Raw genomic sequence first — 12,077 nt, 5'->3', positions numbered from 1 at the left:
TGCGCTGTTGCGTTCGGTCGGATGCGACATGTTGCAGCGGATCTCGAGACCCCGGACGCTACAGCGGTGCGCGAGTCCGCGTGGATCGCCGCGAGCGCGCGGTTGCGCCGGTCCGGCCCGCTTTTTCCGCGCCGCAGCGGCGCGCGCCGATGCAGGGATTCCCCGCATGAGGCCGACGCGCGGCCCGTCCGTAATCCGGATTATCGGAAGCGGTGTCCGGCGCCGGGCGCTTCGCGCGGCGCCCGCCGCCCGCCCGCCGCCCATCCGCCGCCCGATTTCGCGTTTCGCACCAACCGAACCCGAGCCATGTCCGAGTCCGCCAGCCTGCAGATGTCCGAAGCCATCGTCGAGCAGCTCAACTGCGGCGTGTTCTCGGTCGACCGCGACATGCGCATCCTCGCGTGGAACGGCTTCATGCAGTACCACACGGGCCGATCGCGCGACGACGCGATCGGCCAGGACCTGTTTTCGCTCTTCCCTGCGCTGCCCGAGCGCTGGCTGCGCAAGAAGCTGGAAAGCGTGTTCGTGCTCGGCGTCGCGATGTACACGGCGTGGGAGCATCGCCCGTATCTGTTCCGCTTCGATCATTCGCGGCCGATCACCGGCACGATCGACGCGATGCGGCAAAACTGCAGCTTCATCCCGCTCGACGGCGGGAGCGGCGGCGTCGCCGCGGTCGGCGTGACGATCGTCGACGTGACGGACATCTGCATCGCGCACGATGCGCTGCAAAATCGCGAGAAGCGGCTGACCGACGCGCTCGCCGAGCTGACCGCGCGCCATGCGGAGATGTCCGAGCTGAACCGCCAGCTCGCGCACGCGCATCAGCAATTGCTCCAATCGGAGAAGCTCGCGGCGATCGGCCAGCTCGCCGCCGGCATCGCGCACGAGATCAACAATCCGGTCGGGTTCGTGCTGTCGAACCTGAATGCGCTCGGCGGCTATCTCGGTACTTTGATCGACCACGCGCACGCGATCGAGCGGCTCGTCGCCGAGCGGCAGCCGCAGCTCGGGCCGGCGCTCGCCGCGCTCGCGCGGGACGCGGATCTCGACTATCTATGCGAAGACGCGCCGACGCTCGTCGACGAATCGAAGGAGGGGCTCGCGCGCGTGCGCAAGATCGTCGTCGACCTGCGCGATTTTTCTCGCGTCGACAGCGCGCATCAGTGGGAATGGGTCGATATCCACCAATGCATCGAATCGACGCTCAACATCGTGCGCAACGAAATCAAATACGCGGCGGATCTCGTGCGCGAGTACGCGCAGCTTCCGTTCGTCCGATGCATTCCTTCGCACATCAATCAAGTGGTGTTGAACCTCGTCGTCAACGCCGCGCAGTCGTATTCGATCATGCGCGCGGACGGCGCGCACGGCGACGCGCGGCGCGGCACGATCGGCATCCGCACCGGCGTCGACGCGCGCGATCCGCCGCGCGTCTGGTTCGAGGTGGCCGATGCGGGCTGCGGCATCGCGCCCGAGCACTTGCCGAGGATCTTCGAGCCGTTCTTCACGACCAAGCCGGTCGGCAAGGGCACGGGGCTTGGCCTGTCGGTCGCCTACGGCATCGTGCGCGCGCATGGCGGCGAGATCGCGGTGTCGAGCGGGCTGGGCGCCGGCACCACGTTTCGCGTGACGCTGCCGGTAGAGCGAGCCGGCGTCGAGCCCGATTCCGCGCCGGCCGCCGCCCGCGCCGCTTCCTGAGGAGGACATCATGGCGTTGCCCGTGCTGGTGGTCGACGATTCGACGTTGGCCCGCAAGCTGTTGATCAAGTCGCTGCCGCCCGACTGGGACGTGGAGATCACGCAGGCGTCGAACGGCGCGGAGGCGCTGTCGCAATACCGCGCCGGCAAGGGTGCCGTGATCTTTCTCGACCTCACGATGCCGGTGATGGACGGCTTCCAGGTGCTCGAGCGCATTCGCGACGACGGCCTGAACGCGTTCGTCATCGTCGTGTCGGCCGACATCCAGTCCGGCGCGCGCGAGCGGGTGAAGGCGTGCGGCGCGATCGGCTTCGTCGCGAAGCCGGTGAGCCCGGAGCGAATCGTCCCGATCCTCAAAGGGTATGGCCTGTATGAATGACATCGCGCTGACCGAAGCGCATCGCGACGCTCTTCAGGAGATCTCGAACATCGGCATGGGCCGGGCGGGCGCGGCGCTCGCGAAGCTGCTCGGCGCGTTCGTCACGCTGTCGGTGCCGGACATCAAGCTCGTCAGCGCGCGCGAGCTGCTCGACGAGCTGCAGCAGTGCGAGCGGCGCGCCGACACGCCGCGGCCCGTGCGGCAGTCGTTCCAGTCCGACATCTGCGGCGAGGCGCTCGTGCTGTTCGGCGGCGACGGACGCCGCGAGCTAAAGGAGCTGATGGGCTACGACGATGCGACGGACGATATCGAGGACGAAGCGCTGTCCGACATCGCGAGCCTGCTAGTCGGCGCGTGCGTGCACGGCGTGTTCGAGCAGCTCGATCGGCGGCTCACGTTCCTGCGCCCGACGTTCGTGCCGCCCGACGTTCGTGCCGCCCGGCTCGCTCGCGACGGCGCTCGGCGACGCGCATCTCGGCCGATGGGACGTCGCGCTGCTGCTCGAAGTGCACTTCACGCTGGAGCATGGCGGCTTTGTCGCGAAGCTCGTGATGCTGCTGCCGGACGCGGCGATCCACAAGATGAAGGCGGCGCTCGAGCAGTTTCTCGATGCGCTGTGAGTGCGTGCCGCTTCGCTCGGGAATCCGGCGATCGCGAGCTGATGCGTCGGGCGCGACGGTGCGCGGGCCAGCAGAGAAACGGGGCGTTCGGCTTGGGCGCGAGCTAGTTTGAGCCCGCCCGTCGAGCGGCGGCGCCGGTGCGCGAGAGCGGGCGGGTGGTCGATCGGTTCGGTTCGTCGTGCTCGTCGTTCTGCTTAATCGCCCGATTGCCCTCTGACGGAAGCTCTTGATCTAATCGCACGGAGAATTCCAACCGACCGATGTGAATGGAAATGGCGGGCTGGCTGGCGATGAGCGGCGCGGGGTTTTCCGTGGAGCCGAGCGGGGCTTGACAGGCGCGCCGAGGTCGCCGCAACGTGCTCGGGCGATGGATGAATCGAAATCAAGGCGCTTTGGCTAATTTTTTGAAAAATCAACCGTATAAAATACGTACCATCGCCATTGAGTTTGTATGAATATTCTAGATGTCTATGTGTAATTGTCTATAAAATATCAGTTTTCGTTTAAAACAAAAATAGACCGAAATGACTGAAGCGACCGTGGTTAGAATGGCCCGTTCTGGCGATTATCCGAACATTATTTCTCTGCAAAAAGCGAATCAAATCGCGAATCTCTCCGAAGCCGAGCGCAAGAACGGCTTTCTGTCCGCCGAGATTCCCGAGGCCAAGATCGAGGCGCTCGCGACCGACGCCGGCATCGTCGTCGCATACGAACAGGCGGAATTCGCCGGCTTTTTCTGCATTTCGCGTCTTGACCAATGGCGCGGCAATGCGATCATCGACGCGCTCGCCGCATCGTTCGAAGATGAGCGCGACGCCGCCTCCAGCGATTTTTCAGGAAACGCCTGCCTATTCGGGCCGATGTGCCTGAGCCAGGTGGCGCGCGGAAAAGGCATTCTCGAGAAAATGATCGATCTTGCAACGGCGTCGGCCAAAACGCGTTTCAGTGCCGCGATCAGCTTCATTGCCGTCGATAACGAGCGATCGCTCAATGCGGTTGCAAAACTCGGATATAAACCCGCCCATCGCTTCATGTCCGGCGAGCGCGAATATCACGCGCTGACCGTCGATTTCGTTTGAGTGAGAAAGGCCCCCTTTGGGAGGGGGGCTGGGGAATGCGGGTTCGAATCCTGTCAGGTGTGCCGCCATTTGTCCGTCGACAATAAAGAGCGTGACGATGCCGCGGGAATGCTCGATCACTAGCGGCTCAAGGTGGTTCAAGGTGGTTCAAGGTGGTTCAGGCGTCGCTGGCGCCAGTCGTCGAGCGCTTGAGCGAAGCCTCTGCGACGCCGGTGGGCAACGCGGTGCCATTGCTGGGTATTCCACCCGCAACGGCGCCACCCGCGACGGCGCTACCCGCACGCGTGCAGCGCGAGACCGAGTTGAGCGAGCACGCGGCCCACGTGGCGCTTGCGGCGCAACGGGTCTCGCAGTCGATTCCAGCCTTGTCGCAGGCAGCCTGACCGTGAGCGGGCCGAATGGCGTAGACGGCTGAGCGTCGGCGCAGAGTCTGACGCCCTGGATTCGACGTTCCGGGCTCCGAGGCGGCTGCGCAGGCTGGCGGCCGTCTCGGCTCACGTTCGCCGTTGATCGCCGTCGATCGCCGTTGGTATAAGCGCGGCGATGCGAAACCCTGCTGTTTTTCCGATGTCCGGCGTTGCGCCGCCGGCCGTCGCGAATTGCGACGATGTTGTCGATCCACTGATCCGCGAGCGCCTGCACCGCCCCGTCGTTGGCCCGCGTCGGTCCCAGTCGGAGCGGCCTGCCGGCACGCAGGCGCGCACGCATGCGTGCTTGGCGAAGACGCGCCAAACGCGGCGCGCGCCGAAAATTGGCGAATCCGCACCGGGTTTTGTCGCGTGCGCGCAGGCGAATCGTGCGACGCTCCGACGATTTGAGTCGAGAGCATCATGAAGAATCCCGCCGGCCCATTGCTGAGCAACATTCAGGCTGCGCGAGCCGTCGCCGCTTTGTGCGTGGTTGCGTATCACCTCGGCGTCATGCCGTTCGGGCAGGTCGGCGTCGACGTCTTCTTCGTGATCAGCGGCTTCATCATGTCCTATGTCGCGCCGAAGGAGGGCAATGCGTTCTTCATCAAGCGCGTGATCAGGATCGTGCCGCTTTACTGGATGCTGACGATCGGCGTGTATGCGATTGCCGTTGTAAGGCCGCAATGGCTCAACACGACGACGGACGGCGTCGCCTATCTTTTCAAGTCGATGTTCTTCGTGCCGTACGTCAAGGAAAACGGGAACTGGGGGCCGCTGTTGAGAAACGGGTGGACGCTCGACTTCGAGATGTTCTTCTACGTCGTCGTGGCGGCGGCGCTCGTCGTCGTCAGGCGGCAATACGCGACGATCGCGGCCTCGGCGGCGCTGATCGTGTTCTGCCTGTCCTCGCAGGCGGTCGGCGCCGGGAGCCAGGTGGCCGACTATCTGGCGCAGCCGCTCGTGATCGAATTCTGCCTGGGCGTCGCGTGCTATTGGATCACCCGCGCGCGCGCCTTCGACGCGGCGCCTCGCGGGTTGTTCGGCGCGGGCGCGATCGCGGCGCCGTTGCTGGTCGTCGCGCTGTATCCCGAATTCGGCGATCCGGTCGGTTTCCAGCGCGTGCTGCAGTACGGCGTCCCGGCGTTCGTGCTGATTGCTTCGCTGCTCGGGCTCGAGAAATCGGGCGTGTCCAGCCGCAACGCGATCCTCGCGAATCTGGGCGCGGCCAGCTATTCGATCTATCTGCTGCATCCGTACGTGATCGGCGTGGCCGAGAAGATCCTGAAGATTCATCCGGGCGCGGGCACGGTCGGCGGATGGTGCGCGGCGGCGGCGGTGGCGCTCGTCGTCTGCGCGGCGGGATGGGTCTGCTACAGGTATGTCGAGATGCCGATTCAATCCGCGTTGAGGTGGCGATCGAGCGCGGAACGCCCGATGAGCGCGCGGGCGAATTGAAGCGATGAGCCGGCGGCCGGCGAATGCGCACGAGTCGCCTTCACGCGAGCCGGCTTCACGTGGCGACTTGATTCGCGCATCGGCGATGCTTCCGGCTGGATTGTTATAAAAATCGATTTTAATGCTTGAATAATTCAGTCTGTTAAAATGCATTAATTTGCTCGATCATTAAATTGACTTGTTAATCATCGGTGTTATATCTTCGGCGATCCAAAATAACCGAGGGCAAGTCAAATGCTAATAACGGAGGTGTGTCGCAAGACCCGTCGCTGGTCCGCCGTCGTCGCGATGTCGGTATTCGCGGGTTTGATCGGATCGGCGGCGGCCAATACGCAGCCGGCGCCGCAAAAGCAGGCGCGCATGCCGCGCGTGCCGCAGAACCTGCCGGTCTCGCCCGAGCAGGCCGAATACAATTTGCCGCTCAGCAAGCAGGATCGCGCGACGCTGATCGAGCCGTCGCGGCGGAATAAGGCGACAAGGAACGGCAAGAACGGCAAGCACGGGGCGCCGGGCGCCGATTGCCGCGACATGTCGGCGATGACCCAGTATCGCGGCGCGGCGCTCGCCGATTACATCGCGAATCTCCCGGATTATGAATGCCATTACGGTTTGTTCTCGGTCGATAAATCGCTGGCCACGCAGATTTTCAGCGCGGAAAACGTGTATGCCGTGGCGAGCCGTTTTACACAGGAGGCATCTCGCTACGACGCGAGCAATTTGATTTTTGTCAATTTGCTGATTTATTTGCGTTCCGCTTATTACCAATATGATGTATCGGGTCTCGTCAATCCGTTTCCGGAACTCGCCGATCGGCTGCGCCCGTATATCCGGCACAGCCTCGAGGGCGACGCGCTCTATCGTGAGAATTCGCGTGCGCCGAGCACCGCGAACGAGCTGATGAAGCTCATCACGAACATGCGGGACGAGGCGTACTACCTGCCGACGCTGAAGGATCGCATCGCGTTCTACACCGCGAGCGCGACGAACCCGCAAGCGGCGGCGCCGCTGTTGCAGCGGAGCGCGGCGGGCGGCTTCACCGGCTTGCTGACGGTGTTCTTCTACGCGCATCAGCGCAGCGGCGCGCAGCAGATGCTCGACAGCGACGCGACACTGCCGGAGACGCTCAATCGTTTCGTCACCGCGAACCGCGCGAGCCTGTCGAACACGAGCGCGGCCTACCAGCTCGCCGATGCGTCGCGCGAAACGTATCGCTTTCTCCGCTATCCGGCGCAGAAGCCGCGCGTGAAGAAGATGATCCAGGACATGCTCGGATCGACGAGCATGACGGGCGCGGGCAGCGACCTGTGGCTGGCGGCGGCCGAGGCGGTCGACTACGGCGACGCGGGCAACTGCGCGGACTACGGCACCTGCGACTACAAGAAGCGGCTGACCGATGCGGTGCTCACGCACCGTCACGCATGCAGCGCGAGCGTGCGCATTCTCGCGCAGGACATGACCGGGCCGCAGCTGCAGTCGGTGTGTACGGCGGTCGCGCAGCAGGACGATTACTTCCACCGGATGATGAAGACCGGGCGCAAGCCGGTCGCGGGCGATCGCAACGACACGATCGAGCTCGTGATCTTCGACGACTACGAGAACTACCGAAAATATGCTTCGGTAATCTACGGAATCAGCACCGACAACGGCGGCATGTATCTCGAAGGCGATCCGTCGGCGCCCGGCAATCAGGCGCGCTTCATCGCGCACGAGGCGTCGTGGCTGCGGCCCGAGTTCAAGGTCTGGAACCTCGAGCACGAGTTCACGCACTATCTCGATGGCCGCTACGACATGGCGGGCGATTTCGCGGCGAGCACCGTGAAACCGACCGTCTGGTGGATCGAAGGCGTCGCCGAATATCTGTCGAGGAAGAACGACGATCAGGAATCGATCGACGCCGCGGGCACGGGCGCATACCGTTTCTCGGACGTGCTCGCGACGCGTTACTCGTCGAGCGACTACGTCGCGCGCGCATACCGGTGGGGCTACATGGCGACGCGCTTCATGTTCGAGCGCCATCGCGCCGACGTCGATACGATCGTGTCGCGCTTCCGCGCGGGCGATTACGACGGCTACGAGAACTACGTCGCCTACATCGGCGGCCGCTACGACAACGAGTTCGCCGACTGGGCCCGCGATGCGACGACGGCGGGCGAGCCGCCGCTGCCGACGGCGAGATAGGCCGGCGCGACTGCCTGAGCACGCGCGCGGGACGACGGCGGCGCGAACGAAGCGAACCCGATGGGGCGCGATGATCGTGCGCTGTTCACCCGCGCCGTCGAGTTCGGGGCGGGCGCGCCGGCGGCCGGCGACGGCACGAATGCCTGCCGCCCGCGGCGCGTTCGCTCAGCCAACGCGCGAGAGCGCGCGGTGTGCGCGGTTGTCGTCAGCGCATCGGGCGAGCGCCGTCGATGGGCGGCGCCTATCGCGGCCGGCGTAGCCGGCCCGCGCGTCGATCAGTGATGACGATAGGGTGCGTCCCAGCCGCCCGACGTCGGCGAGACACGCTGGCCGGACTGCATCGCGCCGCCGGCGGAGCCGCCGTAGCCGGACAGGTCGGCGTGGCCGTTGGCGGGCGCGATACGCGCTTCGGCCGCCTGGATATTGGCCGGATACTGGTTCTTCGAAGGCTGATAGCCGGCTCTTTCGAGTTGAGTCAGCTCGTCGCGCACTTGCGTGCGCGTTAGCGGCCCGTTGGACGACGGCTGCGCGAACGACAGGGCCGGAACGGCGAGCGCGAGCGCGAGTGCGGCCGTTTTCAGAGCGGATTTCACGATGCATACCTCCATTTGTCGCCGCTGCGGGCAGGCGTGCTCGCAGCCGGCCACTGAAGCTTGACAAATCCGCCTTAAGAGAGAGTTAACGGCGTCGCATCGAATGCTGCCGCATGTCATGCGGTACGAGTGCGCGATCGGACGGTGAGAGACGTCGCGCGGCCGACGTGCGGTCGCGAAAGCCGGCCCGCGATGGCGCGCGGCGATGCGCGATCGAGCGGCACGACGGGCGCGACACGACAATCGCCGCAACGCCGCAACGCCGCAACGCCGCAACGCCGCGACCGGACTGGCGAAAGCGGCGTTCGATGCGCATGCGCGGTATCCGCGCGCATCGCGCCGTTCGTCCGGCCGAGGGCGAGAACGGGCGGCATGGGGCCGCCTCCCGTTCGCCGGCGCTCGGCCAGGACGAATCGCCGGTACGAGTCGTTGCGGCTTTGATGCCGATGCATCCCCGTCACGGTGGGGCGATTCGCTCGCGCGGCATCGCGGGAGCCGTGCTTCGCGCAGTCCGCTCGCTCCACGAGGCGAAGCGACTCAACGGCGCGACATGGCGACGCGACATGACGCCACGACGCCACGACGCCACGACGCCACGACGCCACGACACCACGACACCACGACACCACGACACCACGACACATCCGCAGCGATTACTCGGAATATCCGGTCATCCTCGCTCACGCTTCGACGGCCGTCCCGAGCAACGCGGAATCGCGCCCGCTCGTCTGCAATTGCGAACGGAAGCTCGCAAGGAGCGCGGAGCGATCGTGGTACGTGGTCGCCAGCGCGTGGCCGTAGGAAATCACCGCTTCGTTGACGGGATGCCGCGCGCGCTCGAACCGGCCGAGCGCATCGGCGAGCGTGGACTGTCCGCTCAAGTACGCGTCGAGGCACTGGCCGAGCTCGCCGGCATCCTCGATCGCGAGATTCATTCCCTGGCCGGTGATCGGGTGAATGCTGTGCGCGGCATCGCCGAGCAGCGCGACGTTCTGCTTGTGATAGCAGTCGACGTTCATCCGCCCGAGCGGGATCAACGGGAACGGCGTTTCCGCGCCGATCACGGCCATCGCGTCGGCGCTCTCGTCGCCGACGAACTCGCTCAGGCGCGCGATCAGTTTCGTGCGCGTGGCGTCGGCGAGATAGCCCTGCATTTCGTCGGCGGGAAAGCTGACCACGATGCGCGTGGCTTCGCTGCCGATCGGATAGAAATACGCGAGGCCCCGGCTCGAATCGACGTACAGCCGGTTGCATGCGCGAACGCTGTCGGTCAGCGCAATCGTGCCGAACGCCATCGGCGTCGCATAGGGAATGCGCTCGGCATCGATGCGCAGGATGTCGGTGCGGACCGTCGAGCGCGCTCCGTCGGCGCCAATCAGCACCTTGGGCGCGACGGTGCCGCCGTCGCTCAGCCCGAGCGACGTCACCGCGCCGGCGGCATCTTGCTCGATACGCTCGATCGACGTCTCGAAGCGCAAATCCACGTTGGGCAGGCCGTCGAGCTTGACGAGCAGCAGGCGTCGCAACTGCTCGCACGGAATCAGGATGAAGAAGCCGAGCGCGCTGGACGCGCGATAGTCGAGCGAAGCGATCGGTTCCTTGTCGTGGAACAGCTTCATCGCGTCGCGCCTGAGCCCGCCGGCGGCGAAGACGTCGTCGAGCAACCCCATCTTGCGAATGACGTCGATGCCGGAAGGTTTCAGCAAATCGGCGCCGTTTTGCGCGCGGTTGCGTGCCACGCGCTCGATTACCGTGACACTGTGGCCGCGCGTTCCGAGCAGGTACGCCAGTGCGACGCCTGCGATGCCGCTGCCGTTGATCAGTACATCGACTTGCTTGTTTTCCATAGTGGGTTCGTTTTTTTTCCAGTGATCGCCGTCGACGGCGCTTCCCGGCACCGAGCGGGCCCCGTCAGGCGAATTTCGACGCGGGTCTATGAGCGATATCCGTGTGCCGCTTCGATTTTTTACGATGCTTTATTCGTGATTTTTAAGTCGCCAAATTAATGATTGATACGATTTTGTCGGCATTCTTGTCGATCCGGTTCGCGATGAATGTTGCGTTCGTCCGGGATCGACAGGCAGCTTCCCACGGCGGGCCGGCGATCGAGCGCCGCGAAATGAATGCATCGCTCGCCGTCCGCGCGGGAAATCGTATTAAAGATGCAAAAAATATGCAAATAAATATGATGGCGGGAAATAAAAATTGAATGGGAACCGCGTTTAGGATGGGGCGGATTATTTGTTTTGAATTATTGAAAAATATAGCGATTCATTTCATTGAAATTGAAATGAATGTGATGATTGAATCGATCGCTGATGCGGAAATTCGCGATGACGCAGCGCATGCGTCGCGCGACGCGTTCGAGCATGCGTTCAGCCGCATGCGAATCGTGATGCGATACGGACGACCGAGCGTTATGCGAGCGGTGGGCGCGATTGCCGTGCGCGCGCGTGCCGTTCAACGGCGACGCGCGCCCGAGCGTCGCGGAATCGAAGCCCGCACGCGCTACAAGGATAGGCCCCGGCGTGCCGGCATCGCTTGCTCGGCATTCAGCGGGCGGTTTTCTTCGCGCCGCGACGCACGGCGCCGTTCGTCGCGGCCGTGCGCGCGGCCGGCGCCTGCTTGCGTCGTCCGGCCTTTTGCGTCGAAGGCGCCTGCGCCTGCGTCGGCTCGACCTTCCCGCGCGCCGCGCGTGCGCGCGGCCGCTTCTGCTCGCCCGGCAGCGAAGGGAACGCGGGCTGTCCGTCGCCGAAGAGCGGCAGCGTGCCGACCGCGATCAGCTCGACGGGTTCGTTGCCCACGTTCACGACGCGATGCCGCTCGTGCGCGTTGAAGTGCAGCGAATCGCCGGGGCCGAGCGGGTAGTCCCGCTTGCCGACCGTGTATTGGACGCGCCCCGACAGCACGAACACGAATTCGTCGCCGGCGTGCGCGACCCATTCGGAGCAGTAGCCTTCCATCATCGACACCTTGACCGCATTGAGCTGGCTGCCCGCGAAGGTGGTCGACAGGCGCTCGTAGCGCTGCTGCGTCGGACGGATCGAATACGACTCGCGGCTGCCCTGGTGCGAATCCGGCTGATCCTGACGGGGCTGGTCGATGAGTGCGGCAAGCGGCGCGCGCAGCGCTTTGGCGACGTTGACGAGCGAAGAAATCGAAATGCCGGTCAGGTTGCGTTCGACTTGCGACAGGAATCCGACCGACAGGTTTGCCTCGGTGGCGATCTCGAGCAGCGTTTTCTTCAGCTCGCGGCGCAGGCGGCGGATGCGTCCGCCGATGTGCATGATGTCCGAATCCATGAATCTCCCACGAGGCTACGGTTGCCGTTCGACGCAGACAAACGCGCGGCGCGCGTTGGCGATTGCATCGTCCGCGCCCGTTCGCGCGGGCGCGGCGCGGCGATGATGCCCGTGCATTGTACAGCGACGCTTTTCGCTTTTTACGCGTGTGGAGGCGCATTTCTACGCGCGTTTCCGACGCTGCGCCCGGCACGTTCGCGCGCCCGGGCGGCGCTTGACTCAGGTCAAGGCCGCCGTCGCGCGACGGGCGATCATACGCAAAGGCTGGATAGGAAGCACGAGCGTCGATCGCGCGTGACGACACCGGCGGCGCGGCCGCGCAGGATCGAGCGGCCGCTCACACGAAGCCAGGAGACCGTC

General features: G+C 64.7%; 9 protein-coding genes and 1 pseudogene. 7 read left to right on the top strand and 3 right to left on the bottom strand.

Annotated features, from left to right (window positions below; all coding sequences use genetic code 11):
• The first annotated feature begins 306 nt into the window (after nucleotides 1-306).
• From WT60_RS28540 to WT60_RS28510, 6 genes and pseudogenes are all read left to right on the top strand, one after another.
• Nucleotides 307-1,701 carry an ATP-binding protein gene (locus WT60_RS28540; protein WP_060356595.1) on the top strand — a complete coding sequence of 465 codons (1,395 nt, stop codon included), beginning with the start codon at nucleotides 307-309 and terminating at the stop codon, nucleotides 1,699-1,701.
• A gap of 10 nt (nucleotides 1,702-1,711) precedes the next feature.
• Nucleotides 1,712-2,080 (top strand): response regulator, encoded by a 369-nt coding sequence (locus WT60_RS28535; protein ID WP_038743949.1) that lies wholly within the window; start codon nucleotides 1,712-1,714, stop codon nucleotides 2,078-2,080.
• Nucleotides 2,073-2,700: pseudogene (locus WT60_RS28530) on the top strand (chemotaxis protein CheC). The gene WT60_RS28535 and the pseudogene WT60_RS28530 overlap by 8 nt, the downstream one beginning before the upstream one ends.
• 524 nt (nucleotides 2,701-3,224) lie before the next feature.
• A complete protein-coding gene (locus WT60_RS28525; RefSeq protein ID WP_060822893.1) occupies nucleotides 3,225-3,779 on the top strand; it encodes an acetyltransferase in 555 nt (184 codons plus the stop codon).
• An 830-nt stretch (nucleotides 3,780-4,609) separates the two neighbouring features.
• The gene (locus tag WT60_RS28515) at nucleotides 4,610-5,644 is read left to right on the top strand and encodes an acyltransferase (protein WP_052144992.1); all 1,035 of its coding nucleotides are present in this window, start codon (nucleotides 4,610-4,612) and stop codon (nucleotides 5,642-5,644) included.
• Between the two features lie 234 nt (nucleotides 5,645-5,878).
• Nucleotides 5,879-7,822, top strand: a complete 1,944-nt coding sequence (locus WT60_RS28510; RefSeq protein ID WP_060356592.1) for a collagenase — start codon at nucleotides 5,879-5,881, stop codon at nucleotides 7,820-7,822.
• Between the two features lie 275 nt (nucleotides 7,823-8,097).
• Here WT60_RS28510 and WT60_RS28500 read toward each other — a convergent pair whose 3' ends face one another.
• Nucleotides 8,098-8,415, bottom strand: a complete 318-nt coding sequence (locus WT60_RS28500) for a DUF4148 domain-containing protein (protein ID WP_060356619.1) — start codon at nucleotides 8,413-8,415, stop codon at nucleotides 8,098-8,100.
• A 680-nt stretch (nucleotides 8,416-9,095) separates the two neighbouring features.
• Nucleotides 9,096-10,262 carry an FAD-dependent monooxygenase gene (locus WT60_RS28490; RefSeq protein WP_060356590.1) on the bottom strand — a complete coding sequence of 389 codons (1,167 nt, stop codon included), beginning with the start codon at nucleotides 10,260-10,262 and terminating at the stop codon, nucleotides 9,096-9,098.
• Between the two features lie 158 nt (nucleotides 10,263-10,420).
• Here WT60_RS28490 and WT60_RS34040 point away from each other — a divergent pair, with 158 nt between their 5' ends.
• The gene (locus WT60_RS34040; RefSeq protein WP_145986892.1) at nucleotides 10,421-10,624 is read left to right on the top strand and encodes a hypothetical protein; all 204 of its coding nucleotides are present in this window, start codon (nucleotides 10,421-10,423) and stop codon (nucleotides 10,622-10,624) included.
• A 343-nt stretch (nucleotides 10,625-10,967) separates the two neighbouring features.
• Here the strand turns inward: WT60_RS34040 and WT60_RS28480 are convergent, their stop codons facing one another.
• Complete coding sequence (locus WT60_RS28480) at nucleotides 10,968-11,717, bottom strand: cupin domain-containing protein (RefSeq protein ID WP_038743963.1); 750 nt, start codon at nucleotides 11,715-11,717, stop codon at nucleotides 10,968-10,970.
• Nucleotides 11,718-12,077: the final 360 nt, after the last annotated feature.

This window comes from Burkholderia sp. MSMB617WGS (assembly GCF_001532025.2).
Lineage (GTDB): Bacteria > Pseudomonadota > Gammaproteobacteria > Burkholderiales > Burkholderiaceae > Burkholderia > Burkholderia savannae.
This window is presented reverse-complemented; position numbering and strand designations above follow the sequence as displayed.

Coding starts and splice junctions, on each gene's coding strand:
- WT60_RS28525 (WP_060822893.1), top strand. CDS start 3,225: ATGACTGAAGCGACCGTGGTTAGAATGGCCCGTTCTGGCGATTATCCG.
- WT60_RS28515 (WP_052144992.1), top strand. CDS start 4,610: ATGAAGAATCCCGCCGGCCCATTGCTGAGCAACATTCAGGCTGCGCGA.
- WT60_RS28480 (WP_038743963.1), bottom strand. CDS start 11,717: ATGGATTCGGACATCATGCACATCGGCGGACGCATCCGCCGCCTGCGC.
- WT60_RS28540 (WP_060356595.1), top strand. CDS start 307: ATGTCCGAGTCCGCCAGCCTGCAGATGTCCGAAGCCATCGTCGAGCAG.
- WT60_RS34040 (WP_145986892.1), top strand. CDS start 10,421: ATGATTGATACGATTTTGTCGGCATTCTTGTCGATCCGGTTCGCGATG.
- WT60_RS28510 (WP_060356592.1), top strand. CDS start 5,879: ATGCTAATAACGGAGGTGTGTCGCAAGACCCGTCGCTGGTCCGCCGTC.
- WT60_RS28490 (WP_060356590.1), bottom strand. CDS start 10,262: ATGGAAAACAAGCAAGTCGATGTACTGATCAACGGCAGCGGCATCGCA.
- WT60_RS28535 (WP_038743949.1), top strand. CDS start 1,712: ATGGCGTTGCCCGTGCTGGTGGTCGACGATTCGACGTTGGCCCGCAAG.